The 15,550-nt window shown below is 59.8% G+C and carries 13 protein-coding genes and 2 pseudogenes; 5 read left to right on the forward strand and 10 right to left on the reverse strand.

Features of this window, described 5'->3' with window-relative positions; translation table 11 throughout:
- Positions 1-34: 34 nt before the first annotated feature.
- The 6 genes and pseudogenes from P0D89_RS00090 to P0D89_RS00115 all read right to left on the reverse strand — a co-directional run.
- Entirely contained in the window at positions 35-799 is a 765-nt protein-coding gene (locus tag P0D89_RS00090) for an outer membrane protein (RefSeq protein WP_408356805.1), read from the reverse strand.
- A gap of 274 nt (positions 800-1,073) precedes the next feature.
- Positions 1,074-1,253, reverse strand: coding sequence for a hypothetical protein (locus P0D89_RS00095; RefSeq protein ID WP_408375981.1), 180 nt, complete (start codon positions 1,251-1,253; stop codon positions 1,074-1,076).
- Positions 1,254-1,535: 282 nt separating this feature from the next.
- Positions 1,536-1,793: a hypothetical protein gene (locus P0D89_RS00100; protein ID WP_408356807.1), complete on the reverse strand. Its 258-nt coding sequence runs from the start codon at positions 1,791-1,793 to the stop codon at positions 1,536-1,538.
- A gap of 63 nt (positions 1,794-1,856) precedes the next feature.
- A complete protein-coding gene (locus P0D89_RS00105) occupies positions 1,857-2,801 on the reverse strand; it encodes a DUF2950 domain-containing protein (RefSeq protein ID WP_408356809.1) in 945 nt (314 codons plus the stop codon).
- A 27-nt stretch (positions 2,802-2,828) separates the two neighbouring features.
- Complete coding sequence (locus P0D89_RS00110) at positions 2,829-4,064, reverse strand: DUF3300 domain-containing protein (protein WP_408356811.1); 1,236 nt, start codon at positions 4,062-4,064, stop codon at positions 2,829-2,831.
- Between the two features lie 870 nt (positions 4,065-4,934).
- Positions 4,935-5,264 (reverse strand): annotated as a pseudogene (locus P0D89_RS00115) (reverse transcriptase N-terminal domain-containing protein); the annotation flags it as partial.
- On the opposite strand from P0D89_RS00115, the gene P0D89_RS00120 reads away from it, so the two are divergent.
- The gene (locus P0D89_RS00120; RefSeq protein ID WP_408356813.1) at positions 5,264-5,389 is read left to right on the forward strand and encodes a DUF2950 family protein; all 126 of its coding nucleotides are present in this window, start codon (positions 5,264-5,266) and stop codon (positions 5,387-5,389) included. The pseudogene P0D89_RS00115 and the gene P0D89_RS00120 sit on opposite strands and share 1 nt — an antisense overlap.
- A gap of 22 nt (positions 5,390-5,411) precedes the next feature.
- Here the strand turns inward: P0D89_RS00120 and P0D89_RS00125 are convergent, their stop codons facing one another.
- Entirely contained in the window at positions 5,412-6,233 is an 822-nt protein-coding gene (locus P0D89_RS00125) for a bile acid:sodium symporter family protein (RefSeq protein WP_408356815.1), read from the reverse strand.
- Positions 6,234-6,355: 122 nt separating this feature from the next.
- Positions 6,356-6,757 (reverse strand): YidH family protein, encoded by a 402-nt coding sequence (locus P0D89_RS00130; RefSeq protein WP_408356817.1) that lies wholly within the window; start codon positions 6,755-6,757, stop codon positions 6,356-6,358.
- Between the two features lie 498 nt (positions 6,758-7,255).
- Between P0D89_RS00130 and P0D89_RS00135 the strand changes: the two genes are divergently transcribed.
- Together P0D89_RS00135 and P0D89_RS00140 are read left to right on the forward strand one after the other, a co-directional pair.
- Entirely contained in the window at positions 7,256-8,692 is a 1,437-nt protein-coding gene (locus tag P0D89_RS00135) for an anaerobic sulfatase maturase (protein ID WP_408356819.1), read from the forward strand.
- A 156-nt stretch (positions 8,693-8,848) separates the two neighbouring features.
- A complete protein-coding gene (locus P0D89_RS00140) occupies positions 8,849-10,339 on the forward strand; it encodes an arylsulfatase (protein ID WP_408356821.1) in 1,491 nt (496 codons plus the stop codon).
- A 215-nt stretch (positions 10,340-10,554) separates the two neighbouring features.
- Here P0D89_RS00140 and P0D89_RS00145 read toward each other — a convergent pair.
- Positions 10,555-10,896, reverse strand: a pseudogene (locus tag P0D89_RS00145) (DDE-type integrase/transposase/recombinase); the annotation flags it as partial.
- A 128-nt stretch (positions 10,897-11,024) separates the two neighbouring features.
- Here P0D89_RS00145 and P0D89_RS00150 point away from each other — a divergent pair.
- Both P0D89_RS00150 and cydB read left to right on the forward strand, forming a co-directional pair.
- Positions 11,025-12,428: a cytochrome ubiquinol oxidase subunit I gene (locus P0D89_RS00150; RefSeq protein WP_408356823.1), complete on the forward strand. Its 1,404-nt coding sequence runs from the start codon at positions 11,025-11,027 to the stop codon at positions 12,426-12,428.
- A complete protein-coding gene (gene cydB / locus P0D89_RS00155; RefSeq protein WP_408356825.1) occupies positions 12,425-13,432 on the forward strand; it encodes a cytochrome d ubiquinol oxidase subunit II in 1,008 nt (335 codons plus the stop codon). The genes P0D89_RS00150 and cydB overlap by 4 nt, the downstream gene beginning before the upstream one ends.
- A gap of 518 nt (positions 13,433-13,950) precedes the next feature.
- Here the strand turns inward: cydB and guaA are convergent.
- On the reverse strand, positions 13,951-15,534 hold the full coding sequence (gene guaA, locus P0D89_RS00160; RefSeq protein WP_408356827.1) for a glutamine-hydrolyzing GMP synthase: 1,584 nt from the start codon (positions 15,532-15,534) through the stop codon (positions 13,951-13,953).
- Between the last annotated feature and the right edge of the window lie 16 nt (positions 15,535-15,550).

Below are 15,550 nucleotides of genomic sequence, written 5' to 3' on the forward strand. Positions count from 1 at the left end.
CCCCTCAACTTGACAACGCCGTGGCTCGTGGGTATTAGAATCTGATTCCCACTCCGGCAAAAACACCGGATGTCCTCACGTTATAGAGAAAATCAGTTTTTTCGTACTTCTGAGTAAGTACCCGATATCCCAGCTTCGCCGTAATTGTTTTCGAAATAGTGTAGTTGACGCCCCCATACAGCTGCCATGAATACTTGGTGCCTCCTGTTCCGGCATCTGCGTAGCCGACTACTGACCACCTGTCCGAAAAGACATACGCGGCCCGGACACCGAAGAACCCATCGGTCCAGTTCGTGCTTTCGCTCCGACCGGGGCCGTTTGGTAACAGTGCACTTTGTGAGAATGACAGGTCGGCGTAGAGATCGGTAAATCGAATGCCAACCAGTGCATCCACAGGTATTACTGCACTGTCGAGCACGCGATATGCGCCCGCGAGTTGAAGGATCGTCTCATCACCCGTCAGTTTCGCTGTCCCCAGTTCGCCGCCAAGAATCGGATTGGACGTCCTGGACAGCTTCACGTAGATCGTATCGAATACGATTGCCCAACGCCCTTTGCGCGCTTCGAAGGTGCCCATCACACCGATGTTCAGGTTTCTCCAGACATCGGAAAAGTCCGCATCGAATTTGACAGTGGGCGTTCGCTCGCCGACGCGTGCCCATCCACTAAATCCAGCAGCCCATAGATACGGGGTCAGCTCGAATTGCCAGGCGTCTGGCGAAGTTGTCTGCGCCTGCGCGAAGAGTGGCGAGCAAGCGATACACACCGAAGTCGCAAGCGCTGGTCTCAAGTGTTTCATCAGAAGCTCTCCTCTCAATACACCCTACGGCTCAATCACACATCGTCTGCGGGCGTGACGACACGGCAGTCCGCATGCTGGAGCGCGAGGCAGCTCCATGATTGGCGGCCAGGCGTGAGTGGTCATCAAGCCCCCTGATGCAGGCGCACCGGTCATTGAACCCGGGCTCTCCCGCCGGCGTGCGCAAAGGGCAATTCTTTGGACATTCGCCCCAGCACATCGACAGGCATCTGCACGAGTAACAGTACATGGGCTGCGAGTCGCGATTTGAGGATCAAGATTTCTGCTGGTGTTCCGAAAACGCAATCAAGCCAATGTGTTCATCCCTCACGTTACGAGCGTGCATATCCAGTAAGTCCAAGGTCAAGTGGTCTCCCACTTTCACGCTGCCGGGCAGTTCCCGATGTTGTACACAGGCCTCGACGAGGTCGCCCTGCGGGCCGATCTTTGACACGAATGTCTGTCCCTTTGCATTGATCACCTGAACCAAACGGGTAGCTGGATCGATCGCGTACGTCCCCCAGAGAAAAGTCAGTCGATGAGAGGGGCGGCGTCTATCCCGAACCGAGGGCATCGATGACAAGCCCCATTCCGGCCCATGGCTAACCCGGAGCGCGCCCACAGGAACGGCGACAGGCTGCACGCTGGCCAGGAGCACTACCCGAACATGGGCGTGTGATTCGTGCCAAATGCGCGGATCAAGCGGTCCGTGATTCGTTCAGCAGCAAAGCCGGTGTTACTGGGGAGCACCATTGCGGGCGACGGCGATCGCAGCATCGCGCTCCTTTGCTGCTGCCGCTTTCTTCTGGTCGAACACCTTTTTCGCGGCCGCCACTTTCCTGTCGTACACGTGTCTGGCTGCCGCAATCTGTTCGTGCATCTTCACGATGGGATCGTTGCTACCACCCTGCGTGGTCGGATCCGGGGTTTGTGACCAGGCGCTCGATGTCGTTACCGCCATGCCGAGCAGGGCTGCTGCGATGAGGGTTTTCATGTTGTTCTCCTGTCTATGGGTGACTCAAGATGAATGGTCGCGTCGCGACCCGTAAAAAACTGTTTAAGGCTGTACTGGAGACCAGGATGGCCCGGGATCGAACGACCGAAGTGCTGAGGCAATGCGCGCGCTTTGCGGACCGAGATTCTTCTGATAGAGCTGGCCGTCCTGATTCACGACGAAACTCATCACGCCTGTCGTGCCGTATTGGGCAGGCCATGCAACAAGCGCGTACCCCTTCGTCATCACACCGTCCTGCACATAGTCCTGCGGGCCGCCCTTGGCATGCTCCCCCTGCGTAGTCAGGATGCGGTAGTGGTAACCGCGATAGCCGTCCCGGGAAACGGTGGCGCCTGGCGGCATCGCGGCCGCAAGCGGCCCCAACGGACTATCAGCCTCGCCCGGGGCCACCGGCCAGTACAGGCCGTCATGCTGCCCCTGTGTACTGATGAGGCGCTGTGCGTAATGACCGGTCAGGTTGCGGTAGTCATTCTGCGCATCGAGATACGCCAATGAGGTCATCATTGCCGCCCGCTCGTCGCGGCCGATCCGACGCGTGAGGAGTTCGTCCCGGCCGGCCGCCGTATCAAAGTGCCAGCCGTGTGAGGTCTGCACCAGCGGAATCGGCAGTGTCCAGCCGCTCGTGCCCACTGCGAGACGAGCAGTCTGGCGGCCTTTACCACGCCCGGCCTCCGTCAGAATCTCGTGACCCTGCGCCCATGCGCCAAGAAAGTCGTAAATATCGTCTTCGCCAATATCCTGTGCCGGGATCAGGCGCCGGTAGTCGCGTCCCAACACATGCATCGTGGCATCCTGATCGCCCGTGGCAAGCGCATTGGCCAATGCATTGGCAGCGGCGTCGGGCGTCGGGTAGAGGGCCTGTGCGTGGGCGCCCGGCGCCCCGGTCAGCAGTGCCGGCAAGACGAGCCCTGTGCAGACCGTGCCGATCGCGAGGATGAACGGCAACGCGTGTGTGCACAACGCACAGCGGAAGGAAAAGCGGATCATCGGATATCTCTCCCACCTCTTCGATCATTACCGGCGAAAGCGACCGCCACCGCCGCCGAATCCGCCGCCACCAAAACGGTCGCCCCCAAACCCGCCGCCACCGCCGAACCGGTCGCCGCCGCCCCCGAATCTGTTGCCCGAGAAGCCGCTGCTCGCCATCGCGTTGCGGCTTGCGTCGCCACGCTGAAAGTCCTGACGGGCGGCGGCGCCATCGCCGGCACCGCGCAGCGCATTGTTGCGATTTGCGTAGTCTGCGCTGTTATGCAGACTACTCGCGCTGTAGCCTCCCTTGTCGATACCCTGCAGGCGCTGGCTGGCCGAACCGCCCAGGTTCTCGCCGGTGCGGTTCTGCAGCGTTTGCATCGCCTGGGCACGTGAGCTGTCGTAGCCGCGATACGCATTGTGCTGGGCGCTGTTGAGGTTTGCCGTATTGGTGCGGACATTGGCATTCCGGTTCCAGTTCGTCGTACTACTGGTCGCATCAAGCCGGTTGTTGACGTTGATACTGTTGTAGTGATTGACGTTGACGTTGACGCTGTGCGTGTTCCAGTTGAAGCCGCCCCAGAGCGCATTCGTGACGGCAATCCCGGCGCCGAACGCGAGGCCCGCGGCGAAACCGGTTGCGATCGCATATCCGGGCGGTGGCGGCAAATACACGGGCGGATAGGCTGGATAAAGCCAGGGGCCGTAGACGACCGCCGGGTTATAGGTGGGCACGTACACCACCTGCGGATTCACAGGCTGAATCTGGATCGTGTTCTGCTCGACAATCACCTTCTGCTGCTCGCCCGATTTCAGATTGCCCGCCTGGTGCGCCTGCCTGCGCAGCCGCTGAACGGAATCCATCACGTCGCCAGGCTGCGCGAGAAACGCCTTACCAAGCTGCGTGACCCACTCGGGCTTTGACGCCATCGTCGCCAGCACCTGCGAAAACGCGACCAGTGACTGCACGCTCGGGTCCCAGGGCTCTGACGCGACAGCCTTCACGGCTTCGTCGCCGGACATCGTTGAATTAGCCTTCGACCACGTAGCGGCGGACTGGACTTCCGCCGGAAAGGTCGCGGCCATCAGCACCTGCGCGAGCAGCGCGTCGGGGTACAGCGCGATGGGCGCGGTTAGCGAATCGAGCTGTTGGCTCGAGAGTTTCGCGGCGCTTTGCGCGCAGGTTTCAGTGGGCGCCGCGATGCCAATCAGGAGTTGCGCAAGGAGCGCTGCGCCAAGCGCCAGCACCATGCGCGCGCAGACTCCGTTTGCCTTTACCATCACGGCCTCCAATGGAGCGTCATATCACGCCAGCCGGAACACATAGCCAACCTCAGAACGTGAATGAAGCGTGGGTCCTTGCGCCCAGCAGCAGTCTGGGACCCATGGGAACGGCTCCCGGCAGATGGCCCGGCTGGAGGCACCGCGTACGATAAGGTGGCAGCAAAAAATCCATCCTGGCGACAATCGTTGCAAATGGCCAGCATCTCGATGCATCGCGAAGCACCGCTTTCTTCCAAGGGGCCATTCTGCGAAGAAAAATTCATTGTTCGTTCGACCAACCCAGTCAGTCTTCCTCCGGCGAGTCAGGACTGCTCTTTGCGCACCCGATTCGTTTGCGCTGTCACTTTCCCGTACTTGCCGACCCGGCCTGCTCCGGGTCGAGCCAGCCGTCGCCCAGTCTTCCCGCGCCCCCGTGTCAGGCCCCGCACAAATTGAGGAACAACGATGGGGGTTCATCCCGCGACCGGCCAGAGGGATTTTTTGAACTTTGCCGCTGTCAATGCTGGACAGATTGACGCAATGAAGGCCCGTGTTGCTCTCGAGTGCCCGGTGCGCGGGGGAGGTTCGGCAAATCGCTGGCTGCTTCGTGGCCGGACGACATGGCCGGGCGTCAGATTTTTAAGTGGCCGCAATGCCGCAACACCTCCACCGAAGCCAGACCCAATCACGATTACGTCGACATCAAAGCTGCTCATTTCTTTGCCTCTTGTGGTGTGGGAGCGAGTGCCGTCATGGAACGTCGCGCTTATGGTGATTCTTGATCTCCACCGAGGCACTGCAGAAGTGCGATGCCCGTCCAGAATATGTCACGCCGCGTCTGGACGCTATCGGACGAAAGTTCTATAGCGTCCAGATATCGAAGATGCGACGCATCACCTGAGAATTCAGATCGGCGGTGGTTTCCGCAACGGGTTCCAACGCCAGCAGATGTAACGCCTGCATGGCGCGGCATTTCATCACGGGTATGCCGAGTGGCCTCGTCTTGCCGTTTTTCTTCAGAATAAAAACCCTCCGAAGCGGACGGGGCGAATAACCCCGCCTCTTCAACGACGCAATCGCGTTGGCCTCGGTGTTTTCCACGTTACTTTGTCCACACCGGGGGGGTGTTCCTGCCTTTGTTTTCAGTCACCCGCTCACGGCTAATGCACGGCCGCTGAACGAGTGGGTCAGCGGCCATTGCAGGGCTTTCAGGCGTCGTGACTTTCCTTGTCAATCAGGACGGCCAGATCTATCAGAAAAACCTCTGCCCGCAAACTGCACGCATTGCGTCACGGCTAGCGTCGTACGATCCCGACGGCTCCTGGTCACCTGTGAAGCCTTGAGCTGCGTGCTTGCTGTGAGAGGCTAGCGTCGTCGCCAGGTTAGATAGATGCTCGAAACGATCAAGGCGGTAACGAAATATGCAATGACGAGTACGACTGTCTGCACACCGACAAACTCCGTTGCGACGATCAGCGCAACGCCAACGTGCCGGCTTGCGCAGGCGATCGCCAGCGCCGTTCGGTCATCCGGGTTGGGTCCGCCAAGAACGTGACCGATTAACAGGGCGAATATCATCAGCGCCACGAGCGCGAGCATGCCAGGCCAGGTGAGACCCGCCAGGTGCTCCCTATGGACGACAAGCAGGAGGATGGCGGACGCCGCCAGGACAACCCCGGCGATCATGAGCAGCCGGTCCGAAAGCCGCTCCGACCAGGCCGGGAAAATGACACGAGCCCCCATGCCGATCATGATCGGCAGCAGAATGGTTTTGGCGATGTCTGACACGACAGTGCTGGCGGACAACTCGACCGTAACGTCGAAGTAGGCATCTAGCAAGGCCGCCCACACCGGTACGGCGACAATGGCGACGAGCGAGGACGTGATCAGCAGGCTAAAGATGTATTGCTGGCTATTCAGTTTCTTGAGCCTTCTGGGAAGCAGCGGGGCTCCCGCGGATACTGCGAGCACCAGCATCGCCGCTTTGACCCCCCGTTCGATGGGCATGATCAGCACAAGGCCGAACGCGGCCACGGGAACCAGCAGATACATTGCTGCAAGAGAGCGTAGCAATAGCCCGGGCCGCCGCCATAGATAGGTCAGCTCGGCAGGCGAAGTTCCCGCACCGACGCAAGCAATCAGCACGGCAATGGAGACCTTCAGCAGGATCATCAGGGTTTCAGTCACGACACTGGCACCTTCGAATAGGTACAGCGACCATGTGATCCCGAGTGCGATCAATCCGATAAGGCATTGATCCGCGATCTCGACTGGCGGAGCCGCGGCTGCACGCCGCGTCGCGCGTACGCTCAGAGCAACCTGATGACGATGCTTAGAAAGACAAAGCTACCTGAACAGGCCATGACCAACGCAACGAAAAAAGTGGGCCGCCAGATGCTGACTGGCTGATACTCACGCAGACCGACGATGCTTCGCCAGTACTCAATCGTTCCCATTACCATTGAAACCGTGCCCATTCCCGTAAGAAAGAGCCCGACGCTCCGAGGACTATGCGGATGGGCCAGATGAACGCCCGCCTCTGTAAATCCCTCAAGCACCTTGTAGATCGTGAAGCCGAAGCTGATCATCGAAAGCGCGGTACGGATCCACGCCATCAAGGTACGGTCGGTCGCCATCAGCGTGCGCGTCGTCGCGAGGTCTGTCCGATCCTCGGCCAATTGGCTCGCTGAGCGCGCTTCCAGGTTAGCCACACCACTCTCCGGATGGGTTGGTTGGCCCGGTTTGCAGCAGCGAATTCCGGGTACTGTCACAAACGACAATTCAGGGCGCCCACATGCGTCAACGTTAATCTAGTTCATGGGAGACGCGATTGCGAGAATCTCCCGCTTCGAAGGCATGGCTCATGCGCTCGCACTTGGTCTGATCTGAATAGATCCGAGGGCAGCCGTACTTATGTACCTGCTTCTTTAAGCACGATGTCGGCGGGCATTACTGATATTCAATGCTTTGCGTGCTTGAATGGTGTGCGGACTTACCTCATGAACAAAACCGGCAAGTTCGCGCAATGCGCTTTATTCGGAAATCAAAAAATTGCGTTTGCATTCCGCACATAAGCTGCCTTAAATACCCATCACGTTTGTGTCTGCGACTCGCTCCTTTCGGATGCGTACCAACTGAATTGTTGAGGCGCCTGGCGGACTGCGTCGGGCAATCTTTTGGCACTCTGACAATCAAAGGGGGTCACGGCGATGGAAGCCACGTTGCTGTCTCGCGCTTCAACATCGAGTATTGAGGATCTCCAGACGGCCGAAAGCCGGCCATCGGATGCGCCGCCGTGCTTCCATTTGATGGCCAAGCCAAGCGGCTCGACCTGCAACATCGACTGCAAATACTGCTTTTTCCTGTCGAAAGAGGCACTGTATCCCAACGAAAAACACCGGATGTCCCACGCGACGCTAGAGACCTACATTCGCCAGCTTCTGGAGTCGCATCGCACCCCTGAGGTCACCGTTGCGTGGCAAGGCGGCGAGCCCACGTTAATGAAGGTCGAATTCTTCAGGCACGCGGTCGAATTCGTCGAAAAGTACCGCAGACCTGGGCAGGTTGTGAAGCACACTTTTCAGACCAACGGCATTCTTCTCGACGACGAATGGTGCGAGTTCTTCAAGCAGTACGGCTTTCTCGTCGGCCTGAGTGTTGACGGTCCGCGTGAACTTCACGACACCTTTCGCGTCGATCGTCGTGCGCAGGGTACCTTCGATCTGGTCATGAGCGGGTGGAACCAACTGCGCAAGCATGGCGTTGAGTTCAACATCCTCTGCACGGTCAATTCCGCCAACCAGCACCACGGTCGCGCGATCTATCGCTTCTTTCGCGATGAACTCGGCGCTCGGTGGATCCAGTTCATCCCGATCATCGAGCGCGCGACTGAACAGACGATTCAGCTGGCGAATCGGGGCTGGAGCGAACAGGCTGGCCACAAGCGCGTGCTGTACACGCAGACCGGCAATCTGGTGACGGAACGTTCAGTCGGCGCAAAGCAGTATGGTCTTTTCCTGATGGACGTCTTCGAAGAGTGGGTGCGCCACGACGTCGGTCGCGTCTTCGTGCAATTGTTCGACGTAACGCTCGAAGCTTTCTTCGGCCGCCATCTCTTGTGCATCCACGCACCAACCTGCGGCCTGGGTCCTGCCCTCGAGTACAACGGTGATCTGTATTCCTGCGATCACTTTGTCGAACCCGGATACCGGTTGGGCAATATTCACGAAACGCACATGCTTACGCTCATGGCGTCGCCCGAACAGCGCAAGTTTGGACTGGACAAGCGCGACTCGCTTACATCCCAGTGCCAGAGTTGCCAAGTGCGGACGCTGTGCAACGGCGGATGTCCCAAGGACCGCTTCGCGCTTTCAAGGGACGGGGAGCCAGGGCAGAACTATCTTTGCTCCGGCCTCGAGTTGTTCTTCACGCAGTCGCGCCATGCGATGGAGACAATGGCCAAGCTCCTTCACGATGGCCGGCCTCCGTCTGACGTAATGGCGATTACCGCGATTGAAGATAAACGGCGCGGCCCTTATGCGCCCTGTCCGTGTGGCAGCGGCAGGAAATTCAGATTCTGCCACGGTAATAACGCGCCGCATCGCTCGTTCGAGCCGACGAGCAATGAGGAGCGGCGCACCTCTTGATAGGAAAGATGTACCCAAAGACGTCCGTGGCCGTTACATCCTCGCAGAGCAGGGACCAGCGAGAGTCGTGCTGGCTCAGTTCGGTGATTGATGCAGCCTCTTCGCCCGCGTCGCGCAAAGCTGACCGGGCCTTATCTGAAAGGAGTGGAAGCAATCATGGCGACAAAGCAACCGAATATCCTGATTCTTTGGGGCGATGATATCGGATGGTGGAACATCAGCTTCAACAGTCGTGGGCAGATGGGTTATCGCACACCTAATATCGATCGCATTGCCAATGAGGGCGTGGCGTTTACAGACTACTACGCCCAGCAGAGTTGTACGGCAGGACGCGCAGCATTCATTACCGGGCAGAATCCGGTCCGCACGGGGCTGACCAAGGTCGGTATGCCTGGGGCTGATGTCGGATTGTCGGCAGAAGACCCCACCATCGCGGAGATGCTCAAGCCGCTTGGTTACGTCACCGGACAGTTTGGCAAGAACCATCTGGGCGACAAGGATAAGTTTTTGCCGACCATGCATGGGTTTGACGAGTTCTTCGGCAATCTGTATCACCTGAACGCGGAAGAGGAGCCTGAGGATCCCGATTATCCGAAGGATCCAGCGTTCAGGAAACGTTTCGGTCCGAGAGGTGTGCTCCACTGCAAGTCAGATGGCAAGGGCGGTCAAACGATCGAGGATACGGGTGCGCTTACCAAAAAGCGCATGGAGACGATCGATGACGAAACTACCGAACGTGCCTGCACATTCATCGATAAGGCTCATAAGGACGGCAAGCCGTTCTTCCTCTGGTACAACACGACGGCAATGCATTTTCGGACCCACTGTGCCGAGAAGCATAAGGGCAAGAGTGGACAGGGCGAATATAACGACGTGATGGTCGCGCACGACGAGAACATCGGCAAGATGCTGGCGAAGCTGGATGATTTGGGGATTGCCGACGATACCATCGTGATGTACTCGACGGATAACGGACCCCACTTCAATAGTTGGCCAGACGCGGGTATCACCCCATTCCGGTCTGAAAAGAATACCAACTGGGAAGGGGGATGGCGCGTTCCTGCGTTCGTCCGGTGGCCAGGGAAAATTCCCGCTGGTACGGTTCTTAACGGGATAGTCACGCACCAGGACTGGATGACGACCTTGCTCGCGGCGGCTGGCGAGCCGGACGTCAAGGAAAAACTGCTTAAGGGACACAAAGCTGGCGGGAAGACGTTCAAGGTTCACCTGGACGGCTTCAACATGCTCCCGTATCTGACTGGGGAAGTGAAAGACAGCCCGCGCGAATCGTTTTTCTATATCAGTGACGACGGCGACGTGATGGCAATCCGTATACGTGAATGGAAAATGGTATTGCTGGAACAGCGCGCCAAGCAGTTGGCGTGCTGGGCGGAACCCTTCGTTCGGCTGAGGATTCCGAAGATGTTCAATCTTCGGCGGGATCCGTTCGAGCGCGCGGACGAAAGCTCCAACACATACTACGACTGGATGATATCCCATGCTTATCTGGTATACGCGATGCAAGCGGTTGTGGCATCGCAGATCGAGAATTTCAAGGCGTATCCTCCACGCCAGAAGCCTGCGTCATTTAACCTCGACGCCGTGATGCGGCAACTGGACGATGCGGGTGGCGGTGCCCATCATTGAACGGCGATGAACCGGCAGGAAAGGAACCGGCCCGGCGATCAGTCAGATCGCCGGGTGACTCTGGTCTGCTGCTTACAAGCCAGAGCGACGGCTCGATACGATACGCGGCCGCTCGTGCTCGGAGACGTGAGTTCGACGGGGGAGTCGCCAGGCTCGTTAGCGAAGCGGGCTCTGGTGCAAGTTTCAGCGGCGAGCGAAAAGCGGCGTAGTCGCCGCTACCTCATCGAGCGGAAAGGACTGCGTTCCAAACAGCCGGCGATCATGGTGGCTGCATTTCCGAAGCGTGTGAAGCCGAGCATTGCATTGATCCTCGACTTGATGTTGCGATGGTCCTGCTCGATCAAGTTGTTTAAATACTTCGACGATCGCAAAGTCGTCTCCTTCGGCAGCGACTCGTCAGCCTTCATTTCGCGCACTGCGCGGTGAGACGCCGCGTAACCGTTCAGTGTGATGGTTTTCGGAGCGAGCCCTTGGCTCCTGATCGCCTTCGCGAAGAAGGCCTTCGCCGCGGCAACATCGCGCCTGGCGCTGAGCCGGAAGTCGACCATCTTTCCCGCATAGACGTCTGCACCGCGCCGGACCATGTGCGGGCCTGGCCGGACGTCAAGGACAGGTTCGTGCAGCACACAGTTAATACCATTTGTGAGTTTTACCGCGACGATCAACAGCAGAGCCCGGAGTGCCCATGGAACTCGATCCCGTCATCCTCTCGCGCATCCAGTTCGGGTTCGTCATCAGCTTTCACATCATCTTTCCGGCCTTCACCATCGGGCTGGCCGCGTGGCTGGCAACGATCGAGGGCGCGCGGCTCGTGACCGGCAACGCGCTCTACCGAAGAGTGTTTGACTTCTGGCTGCCGATCTTCGCCGTGTCTTTCGGCATGGGCGTGGTCACCGGGATCGTGATGGCCTTCCAGTTTGGCACCAACTGGGGCGTGCTGGCGGTGAAGACGGGGCCGATCCAGGGCCCGCTGCTGGGCTACGAGGCCTTCACGGCCTTCATGCTCGAGGCCACCTTCTTTGGTGTGATGCTGCTCGGGCGCGATCGCGTGTCGCCATGGTTCTACTTTCTTGCCTGCTGCATGGTGTCGCTGGGCACGATGTTTTCGTCGTTCTGGATTCTCGCCAACAATAGCTGGATGCAGGTGCCGCTGGGTCACACGATCGTGGACGGCAAGATCATTCCCTCCGACTGGATGCAGATCGTGCTCGGCCCGGTGCAGATGGTGCGCTGGCCGCACATGCTGCTCGCCGCTTTTCTGACCAGTGCGATGTGCGTGGCAGCCACCGGCGCGTGGTATCTCCTGCGCGCTGTGCATCGAGACGAAGGACGCGTCATGCTCCACTGGGGTCTGGCGCTGGTGGCGGTGGTGATACCCATTCAGTTGTTTTTCGGACATCTGACCGGCGAATACGTTCTGAAGCACCAGCCAGCTAAATTCGCGGCGATTGAGGCACGCTGGGAGAACGAGCAACCGGCCAAAGAGGTACTGATCGCCATCCCCGATGAAGCGCACGCGCGCAACCTGTTCGCCATCACGGTGCCCAGGCTTGGCAGCTTCATCGCATCGGGCAATTTTACCGCGGCCGAGACCGGGCTGGAGTCCTTCCCTCGCGAAGACTGGCCGCCGGTGCTGATTCCGTTCCTTGCCTTCCGCCTGATGGTCGGCATGGGTCTTGTCATGCTGGCCGTCTCGTGGCTCGGTAACCTGCTGCGCTGGCGCGGCAAACTTGAATCGTCGCGCTGGTTTCTCTGGGGCACGTTCCTTTCGTTCCCGACCGGCTTTGTCGCCATACTGACCGGCTGGTACACCGCGGAGGTCGGTCGCCAGCCCTGGGTGGTGTACGGTTTGCTGCGCACCCGAGACGCCATCACACCGGCGCTGACCACGCACGATGTGCTGACGTCGCTGGTCGTCTACGTCGTTGTCTACTGGCTTTTCGTCTCGTTTGGCATCTACTACATCTACAAACTGCTGCGCGACGGGCCGCGCGGCGAGACCGCAGCGATAGCCAACGTCACGGCCAGCCGGCCGCTGGCCATTGCCGCACGCGCCGAGCCGGCGGCCGGTGCCAGGAACAAGCGATGAGCGAACTGCAACCCAGCAACCTGGCGCTCTTTTGGGCCGCCGTCATCGCGGTCTCCATCCTGGTCTACGTCACACTGGACGGCCTGGACCTCGGCGTGGGTATACTTTTCGGCAGCACGCGCGACGAAAACCACCGGCTGCACATGATGAACACGATCGCGCCGTTCTGGGATGGTAACGAGACCTGGCTGGTCGTGATCGGCGCGAGCATGTTCGCGAGCTTCCCCGCCGTCTATGCAGTTTTCATGGGCGCCTTCTACTTTCCGCTGCTGCTGCTGTTCGTCGGCCTGATCTTTCGCGGCATTGCATTCGAGTTCCGCTATCGCAGCGTGCGGATGCGCAGAATATGGGACGCGGGCTTCTTCCTTGGCTCGACCGTGGTCGCCTTCGTCCAGGGCGCTGCGGTGGGCGCGCTGATGCGCGGCATCCCCGTAGCGAACGGACAGTTTGCAGGCACGTCGTTCGGGTGGTTCCATCCGTTTTCGGTGCTCACGGGGATCGGTCTGGTGTTCGGCTATGCGCTGCTCGGGGCGGGCTGGATCGTCCTCAAGAGCGAGGGTGAGTTGCGAGACTGGGCTTACACGCGCATTGGCTGGCTCGCCGCGATCGTGTTCGTCATCCTGGGGTTCGCTTTCACCGCGTCTCTGACCATCGACGCCGGCGCGGTGGCGCAGAGCCACCTGCACGATCGTCCCAGGGGACTCGTCTTCCCCATCGCTGCGATCGCGGCACTAGGTGGTGTCGTGATGGGCGCGCGGACGCGTCGCGACGGATTGGTGTTCGCGCTGACGGTGTTGTTCGTCGTCGCCGCCTACCTGACGCTCGGCGTGATGTTCTGGCCTTACATGGTCCCCTATGCCATCACTGTGGGCAGCGCTGCAGCGCCAGAGGCGTCGCTGCAGTTCCTGTTCTACGGGGGCGTGGTAGTACTGCCGGTGATCGCGCTCTATACCGCGGGTGTCTACTGGGTGTTTCGGGGCAAGGTTCGGCGTGACTCCACCTGATCGAGGCTTTCAAGGCTGTACTGGCCTGCCCGTCACCGGCCCTCGCGTAGACGAACAACGCCCTGGGTTCCTCGTCCGTCGGTAGCAGCATGTCCCGCTTCGCGCAGTGGTACAGCGCGTCATGATAGTCGTGGCCGGCCACCCGGGCTCTATCGAAAGGATCGCGGGCACTGTTCTTCGGGATCTTTTTCTCCCACGGATAGCGGGCAGTTGTGGGGCGGCTAAAGCAGGTCTTGTCGTGAGAGAAGACGGTCGTGCCGCCGCAAGTCATCGGATACTTCCCCGCCTCGATCCCTAGTTCGTCCGCTTTAAAAAGGCCAGGTGCGATGCCGGTTCGCCGGCATCAACATGCGGTTTCCCTGATCCCGCCTCAGGCGCCTTTGCGCTATTCGAAATACCGTCAAAAATTGGCGTCTGCAGCCGATAGACGGCGAATCTAAGAACAAGAAAACGCCGCGCAAAGCGCGGCGTTTACTGGGTTTTCCGATAGTTGCCGAAAGCACGCGACTAACGTCGATTCATTCCCACTCGATCGTCGCCGGCGGCTTGCCCGAAATGTCGTACACGACCCGGTTGATCCCGCGCACTTCGTTGATGATCCGGTTCGACACATGCCCCAGCAGATCGTGCGGCAGATGCGCCCAATGCGCGGTCATGAAGTCCAGCGTCTGCACCGCCCGCAGCGCGACGACGTATTCGTAGGTCCGGCCGTCGCCCATCACCCCAACGCTCTTCACCGGCAGGAACACCGCGAACGCCTGGCTCGTCAGGTCGTACCACGACTTGCCGGTTTCCTTGTCGACGAAAGTGCGCAACGTCTCGATGAAAATCGCGTCCGCGCGGCGTAGCAGGTCCGCGAAATCGCGCTTCACTTCGCCGAGAATCCGCACGCCCAGGCCCGGGCCGGGGAACGGGTGGCGATACACCATCGCGGGCGGCAAACCGAGCTTCACGCCGAGTTCGCGCACCTCGTCCTTGAACAGCTCGCGCAGCGGTTCAAGCAGCTTCAGATTCAGCGTCTCGGGCAGGCCACCCACGTTATGGTGACTCTTGATGGTCTGCGCGGCCTTCTTACCGTTGCCGGCCGATTCGATCACGTCCGGATAGATCGTGCCTTGCGCCAACCACTTCGCGTCGGTCAGCTTACCGGCTTCCGTCTGGAACACTTCGACGAATTCCGCGCCGATGATCTTGCGCTTCGCTTCAGGATCGGTCACGCCGGCCAGCTTGCTCAGGAACACGTCGCTCGCGTCGACGTGAATCACCTTCACGCCGAGGTGGTCGGCGAAGGTTGCCATCACCTGCTCGGCTTCGTTCAGGCGCAGCAGGCCGTGATCGACGAACACGCAGGTCAGCTGATCGCCGATCGCGCGATGCAGCAGCGCCGCCGCCACAGACGAATCCACGCCGCCCGACAGCCCCAGAATCACGTGTTCGTTACCCACCTGCTCGCGAATCTTCGCGACGGCTTCGTCGATATAGTTGCCCATTTCCCAGTCGGGCTGCGCGCCGCAAATCTTCAGCACGAAGCGCTCGAGCATCGCGCGGCCCTGCACCGTGTGGGTGACTTCCGGGTGCCATTGCAGACCGTAGAAGTGACGCTTTTCGTCGGCCATCGCCGCGATCGGGCACGATTCCGTCGAGGCCATCAGCGCGAAACCCGGCGGCATTTCCAGCACCTTGTCGCCGTGGCTCATCCACACTTTCAGCATGCCGTGGCCTTCGGGCGTGGTGAAATCGCTGATGCCTTCGAGCAGACTCGTATGGTTGCGCGCGCGCACTTCGGCATAACCGAATTCGCGCAGATGGCCGATGTCGACCTTGCCGCCCAGTTGTTCGGCCATGGCCTGCATGCCGTAGCAGATGCCCAGCACCGGCACGCCGAGTTCGAACACTGCTTGCGGCACGCGCGGCGTATCCGTTTCGGTGACCGAACTCGGACCGCCGGAGAGGATCACGCCCTTCGGTGCGAAGTCGCGAATGAACGACGCATCGACGTCGTACGGGTGAATTTCCGAATACACGTTGGCTTCGCGAACGCGACGTGCAATCAGTTGGGTGACTTGCGAACCGAAGTCGAGGATCAGGATCTTGTCATGCATGGCAGCGGACGGAGTC

The organism is Paraburkholderia sp. RL18-085-BIA-A, assembly GCF_046027075.1.
Classification (GTDB): domain Bacteria; phylum Pseudomonadota; class Gammaproteobacteria; order Burkholderiales; family Burkholderiaceae; genus Paraburkholderia.